The sequence below is a fragment of the Advenella faeciporci genome, from assembly GCF_014652395.1.
In the GTDB taxonomy this organism is placed as follows: domain Bacteria; phylum Pseudomonadota; class Gammaproteobacteria; order Burkholderiales; family Burkholderiaceae_B; genus Advenella; species Advenella faeciporci.
This window is the reverse complement of record NZ_BMYS01000018.1, coordinates 22,240-39,820: the sequence shown is the minus strand read 5'-3', so window position 1 is coordinate 39,820 and position 17,581 is coordinate 22,240. Positions and strand designations below refer to the sequence as shown.

General features: G+C 50.0%; 15 protein-coding genes and 1 other RNA gene. 7 read left to right on the top strand and 9 right to left on the bottom strand.

The genetic code is table 11. From position 1 onward, the window contains the following. The first annotated feature begins 80 nt into the window (after positions 1–80). From IE074_RS11740 to IE074_RS11715, 6 genes are all read left to right on the top strand, one after another. Positions 81–1,367, top strand: coding sequence for an ABC transporter substrate-binding protein (locus IE074_RS11740; RefSeq protein WP_189385683.1), 1,287 nt, complete (start codon positions 81–83; stop codon positions 1,365–1,367). An 86-nt stretch (positions 1,368–1,453) separates the two neighbouring features. Next, positions 1,454–3,151: an ABC transporter permease gene (locus tag IE074_RS11735; RefSeq protein WP_189385650.1), complete on the top strand. Its 1,698-nt coding sequence runs from the start codon at positions 1,454–1,456 to the stop codon at positions 3,149–3,151. A gap of 24 nt (positions 3,152–3,175) precedes the next feature. After that, positions 3,176–4,279, top strand: coding sequence for an ABC transporter ATP-binding protein (locus IE074_RS11730; RefSeq protein WP_189385649.1), 1,104 nt, complete (start codon positions 3,176–3,178; stop codon positions 4,277–4,279). 54 nt (positions 4,280–4,333) lie between these two features. Next, positions 4,334–4,978, top strand: coding sequence for a histidine phosphatase family protein (locus IE074_RS11725; RefSeq protein ID WP_189385648.1), 645 nt, complete (start codon positions 4,334–4,336; stop codon positions 4,976–4,978). A gap of 53 nt (positions 4,979–5,031) precedes the next feature. Further along, a complete protein-coding gene (locus IE074_RS11720) occupies positions 5,032–5,442 on the top strand; it encodes a YchJ family protein (RefSeq protein WP_189385647.1) in 411 nt (136 codons plus the stop codon). 24 nt (positions 5,443–5,466) lie between these two features. Next, positions 5,467–6,228 carry an SDR family oxidoreductase gene (locus tag IE074_RS11715; protein WP_189385646.1) on the top strand — a complete coding sequence of 254 codons (762 nt, stop codon included), beginning with the start codon at positions 5,467–5,469 and terminating at the stop codon, positions 6,226–6,228. A gap of 112 nt (positions 6,229–6,340) precedes the next feature. On the opposite strand, the gene bfr is transcribed toward IE074_RS11715, so the two are convergent. The 4 genes from bfr to IE074_RS11695 all read right to left on the bottom strand — a co-directional run bounded on the left by bfr (position 6,341) and on the right by IE074_RS11695 (position 12,376). Further along, the gene (gene bfr, locus IE074_RS11710; protein ID WP_189385645.1) at positions 6,341–6,805 is read right to left on the bottom strand and encodes a bacterioferritin; all 465 of its coding nucleotides are present in this window, start codon (positions 6,803–6,805) and stop codon (positions 6,341–6,343) included. Between the two features lie 140 nt (positions 6,806–6,945). After that, positions 6,946–10,188, bottom strand: a complete 3,243-nt coding sequence (gene carB, locus IE074_RS11705) for a carbamoyl-phosphate synthase large subunit (RefSeq protein ID WP_189385644.1) — start codon at positions 10,186–10,188, stop codon at positions 6,946–6,948. Positions 10,189–10,194: 6 nt separating this feature from the next. Beyond that, complete coding sequence (gene carA / locus IE074_RS11700) at positions 10,195–11,352, bottom strand: glutamine-hydrolyzing carbamoyl-phosphate synthase small subunit (RefSeq protein ID WP_189385643.1); 1,158 nt, start codon at positions 11,350–11,352, stop codon at positions 10,195–10,197. A 115-nt stretch (positions 11,353–11,467) separates the two neighbouring features. After that, entirely contained in the window at positions 11,468–12,376 is a 909-nt protein-coding gene (locus IE074_RS11695; RefSeq protein ID WP_189385642.1) for a hypothetical protein, read from the bottom strand. 333 nt (positions 12,377–12,709) lie between these two features. Between IE074_RS11695 and tal the strand changes: the two genes are divergently transcribed. Next, positions 12,710–13,666, top strand: coding sequence for a transaldolase (tal, locus tag IE074_RS11690; RefSeq protein ID WP_189385641.1), 957 nt, complete (start codon positions 12,710–12,712; stop codon positions 13,664–13,666). 38 nt (positions 13,667–13,704) lie between these two features. Here the strand turns inward: tal and recR are convergent, their stop codons facing one another. The 5 genes from recR to IE074_RS11665 all read right to left on the bottom strand — a co-directional run bounded on the left by recR (position 13,705) and on the right by IE074_RS11665 (position 17,542). Then, the gene (recR, locus tag IE074_RS11685; protein ID WP_189385640.1) at positions 13,705–14,313 is read right to left on the bottom strand and encodes a recombination mediator RecR; all 609 of its coding nucleotides are present in this window, start codon (positions 14,311–14,313) and stop codon (positions 13,705–13,707) included. Next, a complete protein-coding gene (locus tag IE074_RS11680; RefSeq protein ID WP_189385639.1) occupies positions 14,313–14,639 on the bottom strand; it encodes a YbaB/EbfC family nucleoid-associated protein in 327 nt (108 codons plus the stop codon). The genes recR and IE074_RS11680 overlap by 1 nt, the downstream gene beginning before the upstream one ends. A gap of 77 nt (positions 14,640–14,716) precedes the next feature. Beyond that, a complete protein-coding gene (dnaX, locus tag IE074_RS11675) occupies positions 14,717–16,666 on the bottom strand; it encodes a DNA polymerase III subunit gamma/tau (RefSeq protein ID WP_189385638.1) in 1,950 nt (649 codons plus the stop codon). 73 nt (positions 16,667–16,739) lie between these two features. Continuing rightward, positions 16,740–16,837, bottom strand: an RNA gene (gene ffs, locus IE074_RS11670) — signal recognition particle sRNA small type. Between the two features lie 72 nt (positions 16,838–16,909). Then, positions 16,910–17,542 carry a YadA-like family protein gene (locus IE074_RS11665; RefSeq protein WP_189385637.1) on the bottom strand — a complete coding sequence of 211 codons (633 nt, stop codon included), beginning with the start codon at positions 17,540–17,542 and terminating at the stop codon, positions 16,910–16,912. Positions 17,543–17,581: the final 39 nt, after the last annotated feature.

The following is a 17,581-nucleotide window of genomic DNA, read 5'->3' as shown; positions in this document are numbered from 1 at the left end:
AAAAAGCACTATTCCAACCACCAGGAGACAAACCCATGAAAGCCAAGCTGAAAAAAAGGCTCAAATGCACCTTTTTAACCATGATGCTTGCCAGCGCCCCTGGCGCTTTTGCCGGCACAGTTACCATCATCACATCTTTTCCCAAAGAACTCACCCAAGCCTATAAAAGCGCTTTTGAAAAAGCCAACCCTGACATCAAACTTGAAATATTAAATAAGAACACCGTTTCAGGGATTGCCTATGTCCGGGAAACACCTGCCGGTCAACGCCCCGAAGTTTTCTGGGCTAGCGCCCCCGATGCCTTTGAAGTCCTGGGGGCTGCCGGCATGCTTGAAAAAGCGGGCGACATTTCCAATCCTGACGTCCCCGATAAAATCGGCAGCTTCCCCATTAATGATCCCAATGGCTTATTCCTGGGACAGGCATTGGCAGGCTACGGCATTATGTATAACACCCGCTTTCTTAAAGCCAAAAACCTGACAGAACCCAAAGAATGGCACGACTTGCTTAAGCCGGAATGGTTTGGCAATGTTGGCATGACGTCTCCATCACGCTCGGGCACACAGCACCTGACTGTTGAAACCATTTTGCAGGGTGAGGGATGGGATCAAGGCTGGAATACCATTATTCGTATGGCAGGCAATAGCAGCGCATTAACCGAACGCTCGTTTGGCGTCCCCGATGGCATCAATAACGGGCAATTTGGTGCGGGCCCGGTCATTGACTTTTTCGGACTGTCCAGCAAGTTTTCAAAATTTCCGGTTGAATTTGTTTACCCGGAAACAACCGCGATCGTACCGGCCAATATCGGGCTGATCAGTGGCGCAAAAAATACCGAAGAAGGCAAAAAATTCATTCAATTTGCACTTGGCAAGGAAGGACAGGCATTATTGCTGAAACCCGAAATATCACGCCTGCCTGTTTTGCCCTACGAAAAAATGGAGAATATTCCCGAGGGCTACCCCGATCCGATCAAACTGGCTGAGCGCAGCAAAGTTCACTTCGACACCAATCTTTCGCAAAAGCGTTATTACGTCGTTCAGTCCTTGTTTGACCAAACTATTACCTTCCGCCACAAAGAGCTTCAGCAAGCCACTCAGGCCATTCTGGATGCCGAAAAGAAACTGGGTGACAACGCCAGTGACAAGGCAAAAGCATTGCTGGATGAAGCCAAAAAACTGGCCTGGTCTCCACTGATTACCGCCGATCAGGCCTTGTCGGATGAAATCCAGGCTATTTTTCAGGGTGATAAAAAAGACGTACAAGTGAGCCAGAAAATCTCAAAACTGCAAGGTGAATGGAACAGTCAAGCTGAAGCCAATTACAAAAAAGCGATTGAGCTGGCCAAACAGGCAAGCAACGCATAACGCACAATCGTTTGGCGTGTAGTTTCCTGAGGCTCATCTACGGGTATGCCCCACTGGGACAGGCATACCCGACTGGACTTTCAAGCATGACCACAATAAATACAAGATTTCCGCCAGGCCTGACTATTATTGCATTGCTCATCCTGGCATTCCTGGCCCTGTTTCTGGTGATACCTGTCGTCACGGTTTTCTATACTGCCTTTACCGACTTTGACGGCAGTCTGACACTGGGGCACTTTGGCGCATTCTTTCACCAACCTTTACTTGAAGAAGCGTTTTACAACAGCCTTTATGTCGCTGTCATGTCAGTCATTTTTGCCTCTTTGATTGCCATACCGCTGGCTTATTTTACGGTACGCTTTCGTTTTAGGGGTGCCCTGATCATTCAAACCCTGGGGGTGCTTCCCTTAATTATGCCGCCTTTTGTGGGTGCTGTTGCCCTGCAACTTATTTTTGGCCGCTCGGGTACAGTCAACCTGCTTTTGCAAGACTGGTTCAATTTTTCAGTACCTGTCATGGATGGCCTGAACGGGGTGATTTTTGTCGAGTCATTGCATTACTTTCCTTTTATATTGCTGAACCTGACGGTTGCCTTACGCAATATTGACGGTGCCATGGAAGAGGCCGCCCTGAATATGGGCGCAAAAGGCTGGCGCCTGTTCAGACGGGTTATTTTTCCGCTTGCACTGCCCGGTTATGTTGCCGGTGCCTCACTGGTTTTTGTCAAGGTTTTTGATGACCTGGGCACCCCACTGGTCCTTGGCATCACCAATATGCTGGCGCCACAAGCTTACCTGCGTATTACCCAGGTGGGACTGGATGACCCACTGGGTTACGTTATTAGCGTACTCATGATTGCATTTTCCATTCTGGCGCTATGGCTTTCTGCCCGGGTACTTAAAGACAAGGATTTTTCAACCATTCAGAAAGGCGGCAACTCCCTGCAGCAACGCACCCTTAATAAAACTGAAAGCATCCTGGCCTATGGCTGGATTTTCCTGGTGCTATTGCTGGTACTTTCACCCCACATAGGTGTGTTGCTGCTTTCATTTGCAACGGTCTGGAGTTATGCCCCCTTGCCCGATGGCTATACCCTGAGCCATTATGCCGCCGTTTTCACCCACTCCAATGACATGATCATGAATACCCTGCTGTATTGCAGCCTGGCGGCCGGGATTGACATTGTCCTGGGCACTGCCATTGCCTACCTGATTTTACGCACCCGGCTGCCCGCACGCCGCTGGCTGGACTGGATTGCCTCTGCGGCGCTGGCCGTACCCGGAATTGTGCTGGCTATTGGCTATTTGCGTACGTTTCGCGGCCTTGAAATCCCGGGTACCGACACGATGCTTACTTCAACCTGGATCATTATCATGCTGGCCTATTCGGTAAGGCGCCTGCCTTACGCCTTGCGATCTTGTATTGCAGCCCTGCAGCAAATCAACATTTCCCTGGAAGAAGCCGCAGCCTCGGTGGGGGCAACCCGCCGCAGAATCATTCAGCGCGTGGTTGTTCCCTTAATGGCGGGCGGTATTCTGGCCGGTTTTGTCACCAGTTTCATTACCGCAGCGGTTGAGCTTTCTGCCACCATCATGCTGGTTACCCGTGACAGTGACGCTCCCATGAGCTATGGCATCTATTTGTACATGCAAAGCGCATCAGGACGTGGCCCGGGTGCAGCCCTGGGTGTTATGGCGATTGTTGTGGTCGCTATTGGTACCTATATTTCACACCTGATTGTTGAGCGCAATGCCATGCGCACGCGTCCGGCCAGAACAGAATAAGAAAAACGCAAAGGAACTTAAAAAATGAAAAAAGTCAGTGTTGAATGCAAAAACATTTGCCTTTCCTATGGCAACAATGAAGTACTGAAAGATATTAATATCCGGATAGAACCCGGCGAATTCTTTGCCTTGCTCGGCCCCTCGGGTTCGGGAAAATCCACCTTGCTGCGCCTGATTGCAGGCTTCAACCAGCATAATGCCGGACAATTGCTGCTTGATGGCAGTGACATCACACACACACCACCCCATAAACGCAATATTGGCATGGTGTTTCAGAGTTATGCATTGTGGCCACATTTATCGGTCTGGGATAATGTGGCATTTGGTCTGGTTGAACGCAAATTGCCATCAACGCAAATCAAGGAAAAAACCGCTTCAGCCCTGGAACTGGTTGGCCTGTCTCAATTTGCCAAACGCCGCCCCAATGAACTTTCCGGCGGTCAGCAACAGCGGGTTGCGCTGGCACGAACCATTGTGATTGAACCACAGGTACTGTTACTGGACGAACCGCTTTCCAACCTCGACAAAAAGCTGCGGATACAGATGCGACGCGAACTGCTATCGTTACAACGCCGGCTTGGCATTACCACTATTTTTGTGACCCACGACCAGGAAGAAGCCATGACAACAGCAGACCGCATGGCCGTTCTGGATCACGGGATCGTTCAGCAAATTGGCACGCCCACTGCCCTCTTTGACTATCCGGTCAACCGCTTTGTAGCCAATTTTGTTGGCACCATGAATACACTGGAAGGTAGGGTAACCGCCCGCGATGCCAGCAAGGTTTCCATTTATGTCGATGCGATTGGGGAACTGCACATTCCTGTAAACGGCCACGTCCCGGAGGGAGATTTTTTGGCTGCCAGTTTTCGTCCCCACACCCTGCAAATCCATCCTGCCGATACCCGGCAGGATCCAAATTTCATTTGGCTACCGGGTATCATAGAGGCCAGTGAATTTCTGGGTGAGTTCACGCGCTACCAAATTACATCGGGCAATACCCTGATTACCGCCGACCAAACCCATTTCTCGGACCAACAAAAAATGAAAGCTGGCCAAGCGGTTACGCTTGCCCTTACCCCATCACAAATACGCTTATTGCCAGCCACCACCACCCGCATTGGTTAAAGTAATACAATGGAGTATTATTGAATTGAACAGGCTAATTGCTTTAAACAACCTATGTCACATACTGATATCTGGGTTATCCGTCACGGAGAAACCGACTGGAACAGCGAACGCCGTTTGCAAGGCTGGAGAGATATTCCCCTGAATGAGGCCGGCATTGCCCAGGCAGAAAACCTGTGCAGGCACCTTAACAAGGATTTCTTTCAGGTTTTACCCCAACACATTTATACCAGCGACCTGCAACGCGCCTACCATACCGCGCTGCCTTATGCCCGTGCCAACGACCTTGGCATTACCACCCTGCCCGGCCTGCGTGAGCGCAATTATGGCATTCTGGAAGGCAAACACTGGTCAGTCCTGAAAGAATACAATACCATCCGTGAAGAAAACCTCGCCATCGAACTCAACCAGGAAGAACACCAGGCCGAATCCCTGCAAACTTTCTACGATCGAATCAGAAATACCTTGCTTGATCTGGCCACGCAACACGTGAATGAAACACTGCTTGTCATTTCCCATGGTGGCGCCATTGACATGATGTGGCGGGCGGCCAATCAACTGCCCCCCAATGCACCACGTGAATTTACACAACGCAATACATCCATTAACCGTTTGCAAATTTCCCATGACAAAAAGTGGTCGGTCATTTCATGGGCCGATGCCAGTCATCTTGATGAATTACTCAAACAGACAAACTGATCATTAATATTTTTTTTACACCGGGTAGCGTCTAGGATTAAAGGAGCGCAGACATGAGCAAAAAGAAAAATACCGAAAACACAGCCTGCCCCTGCGGGGGGTATCAGGGAAAAACCCTGTTTGGGCAGTGCTGCGAGCCATATATCCTGGGCCAGGAGCAGGCCCCGGATGCCGAGCGCCTGATGCGTTCACGCTATTCTGCCTACGCACACAGCAATGAGCATTACCTGTTGAACACCTGGCATGCTGCCTCACGACCTTCCACCCTTGATCTTGAGTCATCCCCATCGCAATGGCTGGGCCTTACTGTCCATGAGTTCCATGAAATAGACCCGGACCACCAAGAGGTGTCCTTCACCGCCAAATACAAGCAAAACGGAAAAGCCTTTAAAATGCATGAAAACAGCCGCTTTGTTAAAGAAGATGGCAAATGGTTTTATTTTGATGGCGATATGGTTGAGTAAAGAAAACTGCCGAAGGGATTTTACATGCGTATATTTATAACCGGCGCAAGCAGCGGGATTGGCAAAGCACTGGCAACGGCCTATGCCCAACAAGGCGTCTGCCTGGGGCTGGTTGGGCGCAAGAAACAGGTCTTGGAAGCACTGGCTGCCAGCCTGCCCGGACAGCACCGGGTTTATGCTCTGGATATTGTAGACAGAAACGCCCTGCATACGGCCGCCCGCGATTTTCTTGAATCTGGCCCCGTTGACATTGTGATTGCCTGTGCAGGCATTAGCATTGGGACCCTTACCGAACATGAGGAAGACTTCATCCAGTTTCAGAAGGTGATTCACACCAATCTGCTGGCCATGGTAGCTACCTTTGAACCATTCATCAAACCCATGAAGACGCGAGACTGCGGCACGCTGGTGGGCATCAGCAGTGTGGCTGGCGTGCGTGGCTTACCCGGTTCCAGCGCCTATTCTGCTTCAAAAGCGGCCACCACTACTTATCTGGAAAGCCTGCGGGTTGACTTGCACGACACCAACCTTAAGGTTGTCACCATTGCACCCGGCTTTATTGATACCCCCATGACGCAACACAACCCGTATAAAATGCCCTTCCTGATGCAGCCCGATGACTTTGCCGGTGCTGCCCTGAAGGCCATAAAGAAAGGCAACAGCCATACCGTTATTCCATGGCAAATGGGTATGGTGGCTACGCTGCTTAAATGGGTGCCAAACCCAGTCTATGATTATTTTGCATTCAGATCGGGCAGAAAACCCAGGAACAACTCCCTATCCTGAATAACGCACAAAACAAAAGGACTGATCCCGGCTTGACACCGATTCAGTCCTTGTTAAATCCATCAAGCCGGTTTTGCATTTGCAGCAATACTTGCCTGGTTTAAAAGAATGATTACAGTTGTGATTGCAGGTAATTTTCAAGACCCACATGCTTGATTAAACGCAGCTGCTGTTCCAGCCAGTGTGCGTGATCCTGTTCAGTGTCGTCAAGCTGCTTCAGCAAAATATCACGTGATACATAATCGCTATGCTGTTCACATAGTGCCATGCCTTTTTTCAGGTTTTCACGCACTTCATATTCGGTGTCCAGGTCATACTGCAACATGTCGGGCACATCTTTACCGACATTAATTTTAACTGGCACCATATTGGGTATCCCTTCAAGCATAAGGATACGACGGATCAGGTCATCGGCATGACCGGTTTCATCTTCCATTTCATGACCAATGCGGGCAGCCAGTTTTGTATAGCCCCATTCATCGTACATCCGGGAATGAATAAAGTATTGATCGCGGGCGGCCAATTCACCAGTGAGCAATTGATTTAAAAAGGCAACGACTTCGTGATGTCCTTTCATGATAATAAATTCCTGTTTTAATGAAGCTGATGGTCAAATTATAGCCAATATAAAAAACTGCCCACACAAGGTGGGCAGTTTTTTATAAATACAGGCTACCAGCGTGAATGCAAACCGCTCACGCCGGTGGTTTGGCCAGATTATTGAGCCTTAATAGAGGCATGCAATGATTGCAGGGAATAAACTTTCATACCCTGTGAATCACGCAGATACTGCATACCCTCTACCGCGGCACGGGCACCGGCAATGGTGGTGAAGAAAGTAACCCGGGCAGCCAATGCCTGGGTACGGATGGTACGGGAATCCTGAATGGCGTTACGACGCTCTTCAACCGTATTGATAACCATGGCAATTTCACCATTTTTAATCATGTCAACAATATGTGGACGACCTTCGGTGACTTTATTGACTGCCAGTACCGGTAAACCAGCCTCTTCCAGGGCGGCAGCCGTGCCACGAGTAGCAACCAGCTTAAAGCCCAGTTCATGCAAGCCTTTGGCAATATCAACGGCCTTGGCCTTATCCTGGTCTTTGACACTGATAAATACCGTGCCACTTTCCGGCAGAATAACACCGGCAGCCAGCTGGGATTTCACAAATGCCTCGCCAAAGGTTTCACCAACACCCATGACTTCACCGGTAGATTTCATTTCAGGGCCAAGAATGGTGTCAACGCCCGGGAATTTGACAAACGGGAATACCGCTTCTTTGACCGAGAAGTAAGATGGCGTGATTTCCTTGCCAACGCCCTGTTCGGCCAGGGTTTTACCGGCCATGGCACGGGCCGCTATTTTAGCCAGCTGCAGGCCGGTAACCTTGGAAACATAAGGAACAGTCCGTGAAGCACGCGGGTTGACTTCCAGTACATAGACATCGCCATTCTGAATCGCAAACTGCACATTCATCAAACCCTTGACATTAAGGGCCTTGGCCATCAAACCGGTTTGGCGCTTGATTTCCTCGATGACTTCAGTAGACAGTGAGTACGGTGGCAAACTGCATGCGGAGTCACCCGAGTGAACACCCGCCTGTTCGATGTGCTCCATGACACCACCGATAAACACGGTTTCACCATCAGCCAGACAGTCCACATCGACCTCGGTCGCATTGTTCAGGAAGCGATCCAAAAGCACCGGAGAGTCGTTACTGACTTTAACCGCTTCACGCATATAGCGCTCGAGATCATTTTGCTCATGAACGATTTCCATGGCACGACCACCCAGCACATAGCTTGGGCGAACCACCAGCGGATAACCGATTTCAGCCGCGTGGGCAATTGCTTCGGCTTCAGTACGTGCAGTACGGTTTGGCGGCTGGCGCAGACCCAGTTTTTGCAACAGTTTCTGGAAACGCTCACGGTCTTCGGCGACATCGATGGATTCAGGGCTTGTACCAATAATGGGCACCCCATTGGCCTCGAGGGCACGAGCCAGTTTCAGCGGGGTTTGGCCACCGTACTGAACAATCATGCCTTCAGGTTTTTCGATATGGACAATTTCAAGAACGTCCTCAAGCGTTAAGGGCTCGAAATACAGACGATCGGAAGTGTCATAATCGGTAGAAACGGTTTCAGGGTTGCAATTGATCATGATGGTTTCGTAACCATCTTCACGCAAGGCCAAAGAGGCGTGAACGCAGCAGTAATCAAACTCGATACCCTGGCCAATACGGTTGGGACCACCACCGAGCACAATGATTTTTTTCTTGTCGGTGGGTTCGGCTTCGCATTCTTCCTCGTAGGTAGAATACATATACGCGGTTTTGGTTGCAAACTCTGCGGCGCAGGTATCAACACGCTTGTAAACCGGGCGAACACCCAGCTGGTGACGTACTTTACGTACTTCAGACTCGGAGACGTCAAGCAGGAAAGCCAGGCGACGATCTGAAAAACCACGACGCTTGAGTTGACGCATGGTGTTTTCATCAAGGTCGGCCAGTGTTTTTTGCTCAAGCGCCAATTCAATTTCAACAATTTCCTGGATTTGATACAGGAACCAGGGATCTATTTTGGTTAAAGCATGCACCTCGTCAAGGGTGAAACCTTGGGCAAAAGCATCGCCCACGTACCAGATACGTTCCGGGCCGGGCTCAGCCAGTTCCACTTGCAGTTTCTCACGATCCAGGGTTTTCTGGTTCAGACCATCAACACCCACTTCAAGGCCACGCAGGGCCTTTTGGAAAGACTCCTGGAAAGTACGGCCCATGGCCATGACTTCACCCACGGATTTCATTTGAGTGGTCAGGTGAGAATCGGCCTGGGGGAATTTTTCGAATGCAAAACGCGGGATCTTGGTAACCACGTAATCGATGGTAGGTTCGAAAGAAGCCGGTGTTGTACCACCCGTAATTTCATTCTGCAGTTCATCAAGTGTATAACCCACTGCCAGGCGGGCTGCCACTTTGGCAATCGGGAAACCGGTGGCCTTGGAAGCAAGCGCGGAAGAACGCGACACGCGCGGGTTCATTTCAATGACAATCATGCGACCGTTATCGGGGTTAACCGCAAACTGCACGTTAGAGCCGCCGGTATCAACGCCAATTTCACGCAGCACCGCAATAGAGGCGTTACGCATGATTTGGTATTCTTTGTCTGTCATTGTTTGGGCCGGTGCTACCGTGATGGAGTCGCCCGTATGCACACCCATGGGATCCAGGTTCTCGATAGAGCAAATGATGATGCAGTTGTCAGCCTTGTCGCGAACCACTTCCATCTCAAACTCTTTCCAGCCTAGCAGGGACTCTTCAATCAGCAACTCTTTGGTCGGAGAGGCTTCCAGACCACGACGGCAGATAACCTCGAACTCTTCGGGGTTGTAGGCAATACCGCCACCGCTGCCGCCCAGTGTAAAGCTGGGGCGAATCACAACCGGAAAACCGGCTGTACCAATTTCTGCAGCAATGTTTTTTTGGACTTCCCAGGCTTCTTCCATGCTGTGGGCCACGCCGGATTTGGCTGACTCAAGACCGATGCTTTCCATGGCCTGTTTGAATTTCAGACGGTCTTCAGCCTTTTCAATCGCGTGCTCGTTGGCACCAATGAGCTCTACGTTATGCTTGGCCAAAACACCGTTATGAGCCAGATCCAGTGCACAGTTAAGCGCGGTTTGGCCACCCATGGTGGGCAACAGGGCATCCGGTTTTTCAACTTCGATGATTTTCTCAACAGACTGCCAGGTGATGGGCTCGATATACGTCACATCGGCTGTTTCAGGGTCTGTCATGATGGTGGCCGGATTACTGTTGACCAGAATGGTACGGTAACCCTCTGCCTTCAGGGCTTTACAAGCCTGGGCTCCAGAGTAGTCAAACTCACATGCCTGACCAATAATGATGGGGCCTGCCCCAATAATAAGAATGCTTTTTATGTCGGTACGCTTTGGCATAATACTCTACTTTTGCTGTGCCATTTGGCTGATGAATTTATCGAACAGGACAATAATGTCATGAGGGCCGGGGCTGGCTTCAGGGTGCCCCTGGAAGCAGAAGGCGGGACGGTCGGTAAGCTCGAAGCCCTGCAAGGTGCCATCAAACAGTGAAACATGGGTGACACGTGCATTGGCTGGCAAGGTGTCTGCATCTACCGCAAAACCGTGATTTTGGGCAGTAATATAGACACGGCCGGTTTGCACGTCTTTGACGGGATGGTTGTCACCATGGTGGCCTGTTTTCATTTTCAGGGTTTTGGCACCAATAGCCTGCGCCAGGATTTGCTGCCCAAGACAAATGCCAAACAGCGGAATTTTTTTATCAAGGAGGGTTTTAACGGCTTCGACCGCATAACCGCAAGCGCTAGGATCGCCAGGGCCATTGGCCAGGAAAACGCCATCTGGATTAAGCGCCAGAACATCTTCTGCAGGTGTTGTGGCAGGAACTACCGTTAAACGGCAACCCTTATCGGCCAGAATACGCAAAATGTTTGATTTTACCCCGAAATCATAGGCCACGACGTGATAGCTTGTTTGATTGGGCTGTGTATAGCCCTGACCCAATTGCCAGGTACCTTCAGTCCAGTTTTCGGTTTGCTGGCGGCTAACCTGACTGGCGAGGTCTTGCCCTTGCATGCCCTGGTAACCACGAGCCAGTTCAAGGGCTTTTTCAACATCATCGCCCACCAGGATACATGCACCCTGCGCACCTTTCTCGCGCAACAACCGCGTGATTTTGCGGGTATCCACCTCTGAAATGGCCACGATGCCATTTTCCTTGAGATAAGCAGGCAGTGATTGGGTGGCACGGAAATTTGAAATACGGTCTGGACAATTGCGAATGACCATACCAGCGGCATGTGTCTTGAAAGACTCAACATCTTCTTTGTTAACACCCGTATTGCCAACATGCGGGTATGTGAAGCTGACAATTTGCTGGGAATAACTGGGATCGGTCAGGATTTCCTGAAAACCAGTCATTGAGGTGTTGAAAACCAGTTCGGCTACGGTATGACCGTTGGCACCAATGGAAATACCTTTAAATACAGTACCATCGGCCAAAGCCAGAATTGCGGTAGGGAATTCTGTATTTTCCCCGAAAATATGTGACGGCAGCGTCATAAAACCCCAAGTTCTAAAATCAATAAGTAAACCTTGCTATTATACTGTTTTATTGATTTTCCAATAGAAATTTTACGATTTGCGCACGAAAAAAACCGTAATTTTCACTACTTTTCTAGGGCATCTGTATATCAAAAGCCAATGCTTCTCCTGAAGCATCCACATTTATGGTGAACCCGAGTTTTTGCTGATAGAGGTCTTCTCCGTATTCAAAGAAAGTGACCCGTATGCCCTCGGGGAGCTTTTTCTGGCTGTAAAGCGTGGGATAGGTATAGCGGCTGTTGGGCAAAATGTACAGTTCACTGAGTGACTTGCTGGACATGATGGGCACCCAAACTTTGGAGTTGGCCGCGTTTTCGATAATCCAGGTAGGTCCTTCCGGTTCACTGGTTTTACATTTCACCAAAACCAGTGCCTTGCCAGAAACCTTCATGTTTACCGTATGAAAATCAAGCGAATCGAAGGTGGAACTGCGGCACCATTCGTATTGCCCCTGCAAGGGCAAAACCAGCTCACGCAAAGAAAGACGGGGGTGCGACAACAACTCTGACTTTACCTGAATACGGTCACTTTCCCGGTAAACCGCCGTACGGTCCAGGTTGGTTTGCGCCCACTCTATCATGCGTGGCAAACGCTCAGCCAGGCAGGCAACCGTTTGACACAAGGCCAGACCGTTATTGCGGGTTTTTATCAAACGACTGATTAACACAGGGCGATCGGTTTGCGCCTGAAGGGCTGAGCTGATGTACAGCCATTCGAAAAGCCCGGTGGCCACCTGTGTGTTTTCACACATGTTTGCCGGCCATTGTTTTTGAGTATCACGCAACAGTTCTAGGCCACTTTGCCCAAACCTGCTTTTTATCACCGATTCGGGAATACAGGGATTAAGGGCAATTTCCTGAAACGCAGTCGGCAACCCGACGCCCACCTTTAAAAGGGAGCGATCGAATTGCGCATATACCGCTTTTACGGAAAAGAGCAGGCCAAAAACCACTATAAATAGCCTACCCAGCTTAAGTAGCATTTACTTACAACCTTTAAATTAAAATGAACGGTTCAACGATGAAATCATATCAAGCTATCCACAAAGAGGCAGCTTATATTGTTGTTTATGTATAAATATATTACCCGGAATGTAAAAAAATACTACCAGGATATATTATTGACAAAGCGATTATTTGAAGAGGCAAAAGACTACAATTAATATGTCACCCTGTCAAACCTGAAACATATAAACGACATGTCTGCACCCAGATTTTAATCCTGATTCAAAATCAGGCTATATTGTCATATGGAATCTGAGAAATAACTTCCAATATCGTTGCCATTATAATTTCTATCCTGGGTACAAGTATATATGAGTAATCAATTAGATGAACTACGTAAATTCACTACTGTTGTCGCAGACACCGGAGACTTCCAAAGTATGCGTGAGCACCGCCCCACCGATGCCACCACCAACCCGTCACTTATCCTGAAAGCCATTCAAAAAGACGAATATCGCCCCCTTCTTGACCAAACCATCCAGGACTATCCCAATGCCAGCACGTCACAAACCCTGGATCACTTACTGGTGAAATTTGGCGAACAAATACTGAATATTGTGCCAGGACGGGTGTCCACCGAAGTTGATGCGCGCCTTTCATTTGATACCAGTGCCACCATTGAGCGTGCCCGCCACCTTATTGGGCTTTACGAAAAAGAAGGCATTTCGCGAGATCGCATTCTGATAAAGATTGCTTCTACCTGGGAAGGCATCAATGCGGCAAGGATTTTACAAAACGAGGGAATCAAATGCAATATGACCCTCCTGTTCTCGATGGCCCAGGCAGTTGCCTGCGCTGATGCCAATGTACAGTTGATTTCACCCTTTGTAGGCCGTATTTACGATTGGTACAAAAAGAATGCGGGCAGCCAGTGGATTGAAGAAGACAATGCTGGCGTGAATGATCCAGGCGTCCAGTCAGTGACCCGTATTTTCAATTATTTCAAGAAACACGACATCAAAACCGAAATCATGGGCGCAAGCTTTCGGAACAAGGGACAAATCATTGCCCTTGCCGGCTGCGACCTGTTAACCATCAGTCCCGAATTGTTGGCAAACCTGGCACAAAGCAATGAAGCGGTTCAGCCTGTACTGAATGCAGCGGATTCTGGCAAACTGGATATTGAGCCCATCGAAACCAATGAGACCGCATTCCGTTTCATGCTCAACGAGGATGCCATGGGCACCGAAAAACTGGCCGAGGGCATTCGCGCTTTCGTAGCCGACTCGATCAAGCTTGACCGGATTATTGAACAGGCCCGCGCCTAAGCATTATGACTGGTATTTTTACCTTGCCGGGCGTTAATTCAAGAGCTTCGACGCTCTATGAAGGCCCAGGCAATGGTGCCCGCATCAACATACTCAAGCTCGCTGCCGGTGGGAATACCCCGGGCAATTCTTGACACCCGCAGCCCCCTGCTTTTAAGCATTTCAGCCAGATAATGAGCAGTCGTTTCGCCCTCGGCCGTAAAGTTGGTGGCCAGAATAACCTCTTGCACCTTGCCATCACTGACACGCTCAAGCAATTTATCAAAACCCAGGTCATCCGGGCCCACCCCTTCCAGGGGTTTCAGGCTGCCCATCAGGACAAAATACAGGCCACGGTAACCATGACTGGCCTCTATCATGTTCTGGTCTGCAGGGGTTTCCACAACGCAAAGCAGACTGTCATCACGCTTGGGATTAAGACAGGTTTCGCATATCTCATCCTGGGAAAACGAATGACAGCGTTTGCAGTGCCTTAAATGATTCACCGCATGCGACAGGGCAAAAGACAGTTGCTGCGCCCCTTTACGATCATGTTGCAGCAAATGGTAAGCCATGCGCCGGGCGCTTCTGACACCAACACCGGGCAATCTGCGCAAGGCATCAACCAGCGCAGACAGCGGTTCCGGCTCGGGCAGGTGATCTTGCATCAGAATGGAAACTTCATTCCGGGTGGCAATGGCATGCCAGCCGTTACGGAAGACATTTTTTCCTGGGCAGTGCTTTCGGTCTTGCGCAGGGCATCATTAAAAGCGGCGGCCACCAAGTCTTCAAGCATGTCTTTTTCGTCTTCCAGCAGGGAAGGATCAATCACCACCCGCTTTACATCATTGCGGCAAGTCATGGTTACCTTGACCAGGCCACCACCGGAAGAGCCTTCAACCGTGATATCTGCCAGGGCTTCCTGGGCTTTTTTCATGTTGTCCTGCATTTGCTGGGCTTGCTTCATCAAGCCTGCCAATTGATTTTTCATCATGATGAATGATTTCCTGCTTCATTAATTAATGGGATCAGCACGTATTTTAGTAGATTAAAACATAAAGATCATGATGATCAGCATGGTTTAATACTTTCGGGAAGTACCTTGGCATCAAACTCTTCAATCAGGGCATTAATAAACTCGCTTTCCTGCACGGCCTGCTCGGCTTTTTCCTGACGGGCAGCCTGCTCGGCGCGAATAGAGGCGTACGCGGTTTCCTCAACATTTTCGGCATACTCGAACGAAACTTTCACCACTTGCCTGAAATATTCGGTCAGCACCGTATTCAATTTTGCCTTGGCACCCAACTCGTTGGTGTTTTTTACCGGAATACGCAAGCGTATTTCGTTATCTTCCACCCCCAGCCATTCGCTTTGTTTGGCAAATTCGGCCGCCACACCACTTAATGGCAACTCCTGCGACAAAACAGTCCAGTCATAGGGCGTCATTTGCTGAAGATTCTGTTCGGACGACTGGCCCTGATGACTGGGTATCCAGGTGGCATCTTCCTGCACAACAGGAAAAGACACCATATCGGGGTCTGACGGATCCATATCAGGATCAGGCGGTATTGCCTGAGCAAAATCCGCTTCGTCATCAGGCGCGGAAGCGGCCATCATTTCCCATTCAGCGGGGATGTCCTCCCAGGCAGGAATAAAATCGTCAGCCGTTTTTTTTTCAACGGTTACTGCTGCTTTTTCAGTGCTTACCGCCTGTTCAGCGGTAGCCGTATTTTCATTTCTGGCCGCTGAAATATTGCCACCAGCACTTACCTTACCCCCAGTGGTGCTGGCGTCGGATTCCACCGAAACGGAAGAGGCTTCTGTGTTATTTTCAACAGAAGTGACCGCCTCATGATTTGAAGCTGCATGATGAGTGCTTACGTCATCCTTTGGGGCACTGGCCCTGGTGGCAGGCGCAGGCAATGCGGCCACATCGACCGTACTGACCAATGACAGCATTCTTAAGCCAGTCATGACAAAACCGGCATATTCATCGGGTGCCAAAGACAGCTCGTTACGGCCATGCACGGCGATACTGTAAAACAGCTGCAGGGTATCCGGGTGAAACACCCTGGCCAATGCCTGCATATCTTCATGCAAAGGATCATCAGCCATGAGCGTACCCGGCAAACGCTGCTCTATCGCGATGCGCGAGAGCAAAACAGACAGGTCTGCCAAGGCACCCGAATAAGAAAACCCGCGCATCGACAATTCATTGGCCGTATCCATAACGCCCTGCGCCGAACCTTGCAGCAAAGCCTGTAAAAATCGCACCAGATATTTCTGGTCTATGGTGCCCAGCATTTCACGGACGGCGTCGTCGGTAATATTGGAAGCGCTATAGGCGATGGCCTGGTCGGTTAAAGACAGGGCATCGCGCATGGAGCCGGCAGCCGCCTGGGCGATAAGGCGCAAACCGCCAAGATCATAACGGACATCTTCCTGCGTGAGCACATTTTCCAGGTGACCCACAATCGCCTCGGGAGGCATTTGTTTTAAATTGAATTGCAGGCAGCGGGACAGTACCGTGACAGGAATTTTTTGCGGATCAGTGGTGGCAAGTATAAACTTGACGTGTGGCGGTGGCTCTTCAAGCGTTTTCAGCATGGCGTTAAACGCATGCCCCGTTAGCATATGGACTTCGTCGATCATGTAGATCTTGAAGCGACCGGCACTGGGCGCATACACGGCCTGTTCAAGCAGCTGAGTCATTTCCTCAACGCGCCGGTTGGAGGCCGCATCAAATTCCAGATAGTCTACAAAACGGCCTTCGTCTATTTCGACACAGGCACGGCATTGACCGCAAGGTGTGGCGGTAATACCTGTTTCACAATTGAGGGACTTGGCAAGAATGCGTGACAGGGTGGTTTTACCCACACCGCGAGTACCCGTAAACAACCAGGCATGATGCAGCCGCCGGGTATTAAGCGCATTGCTTAATGCCCTTACCACGTGCTCTTGGCCGACAAGGGTTTCGAAGGATCGGGGACGCCACTTACGGGCAAGAACAAGGTAGCTCATGGAGTGATTGTAGCCCAGAAATGCAAACGTCACCCTGAAGGTGACGACTGTTTTACTGAATTTTTTAGATATGAGGGGTGAGCCTTACTCCGGCACTGAATCTAAACGGTTATGGCTGCTTCGTTCCCGACCTGACCAGTTTCGCCGCCGACCCATGCGAAGGGGCCCACCAAAAAGCATTGTAACAGCTTTCTGGATTATTACAATACAAAAATACAAGCTGCCCAAGACTTGATGCAAGTTTTAGCGCCAGCGATAGCCTACACCCACACCCGCACCCACGTCCCCCCCAGAAGAACCCACTACTGAGCCATTGAGCAACCACTTGCCGTTGTCAGTTGCGGCAGACACACCTACGGCATAACCGGACTCACCCGACCAGGTACCGCCACCCACACCCACCACTTTTTCACCCGGCAAAACCGCCTGTGGCAAATTGGCCGCCGCAATCGCGGCAGCGGTGCCTTCGTCGGCCTTGCGTTCGGTTTTACGGATTTTACGGTTTACGTCATTAAACATTTCCGTGGTTTGGCCCAGGTTAACGGCGTCTGTGGGCCGGCTTCCGGCTGCCACGCCGGAAACCATGCGAGGGCCTTCGCTACCTGCCATGGACACTTCTTTTCCATTGGTCTGACCGCCAATGGAAACCGTACGGGTTTCATCATTTTGAGTGACCGCCACCGGCGAAGAAGCGGGAACCGCCTCATAGACTGCCTGCATGGCTGCCATAATGGGGCTGACAGCCTGCGCCATGGCAGGAAAACTGCCGAAAACAGCCACTGCTGTTAGCCCGCAAACCATCCAATTGCGCAACACCGTGCTTTTGTTTTTTTCTGACACTGTTGTTTTACATGCTGCAAGAATAATCGGATTCATTGGTTCTCCAAAACTGAAAATTTAGTAAACAAAATTAAC

Bases quoted from the DNA above. Each gene is read 5' to 3' on its own strand.
- IE074_RS11740 (WP_189385683.1), top strand. From the start codon at position 81: ATGATGCTTGCCAGCGCCCCTGGCGCTTTTGCCGGCACAGTTACCATC.
- IE074_RS11735 (WP_189385650.1), top strand. From the start codon at position 1,454: ATGACCACAATAAATACAAGATTTCCGCCAGGCCTGACTATTATTGCA.
- IE074_RS11730 (WP_189385649.1), top strand. From the start codon at position 3,176: ATGAAAAAAGTCAGTGTTGAATGCAAAAACATTTGCCTTTCCTATGGC.
- IE074_RS11725 (WP_189385648.1), top strand. From the start codon at position 4,334: ATGTCACATACTGATATCTGGGTTATCCGTCACGGAGAAACCGACTGG.
- IE074_RS11720 (WP_189385647.1), top strand. From the start codon at position 5,032: ATGAGCAAAAAGAAAAATACCGAAAACACAGCCTGCCCCTGCGGGGGG.
- IE074_RS11715 (WP_189385646.1), top strand. From the start codon at position 5,467: ATGCGTATATTTATAACCGGCGCAAGCAGCGGGATTGGCAAAGCACTG.
- bfr (WP_189385645.1), bottom strand. From the start codon at position 6,805: ATGAAAGGACATCACGAAGTCGTTGCCTTTTTAAATCAATTGCTCACT.
- carB (WP_189385644.1), bottom strand. From the start codon at position 10,188: ATGCCAAAGCGTACCGACATAAAAAGCATTCTTATTATTGGGGCAGGC.
- carA (WP_189385643.1), bottom strand. From the start codon at position 11,352: ATGACGCTGCCGTCACATATTTTCGGGGAAAATACAGAATTCCCTACC.
- IE074_RS11695 (WP_189385642.1), bottom strand. From the start codon at position 12,376: ATGCTACTTAAGCTGGGTAGGCTATTTATAGTGGTTTTTGGCCTGCTC.
- tal (WP_189385641.1), top strand. From the start codon at position 12,710: ATGAGTAATCAATTAGATGAACTACGTAAATTCACTACTGTTGTCGCA.
- recR (WP_189385640.1), bottom strand. From the start codon at position 14,313: ATGCAAGATCACCTGCCCGAGCCGGAACCGCTGTCTGCGCTGGTTGAT.
- IE074_RS11680 (WP_189385639.1), bottom strand. From the start codon at position 14,639: ATGATGAAAAATCAATTGGCAGGCTTGATGAAGCAAGCCCAGCAAATG.
- dnaX (WP_189385638.1), bottom strand. From the start codon at position 16,666: ATGAGCTACCTTGTTCTTGCCCGTAAGTGGCGTCCCCGATCCTTCGAA.
- IE074_RS11665 (WP_189385637.1), bottom strand. From the start codon at position 17,542: ATGAATCCGATTATTCTTGCAGCATGTAAAACAACAGTGTCAGAAAAA.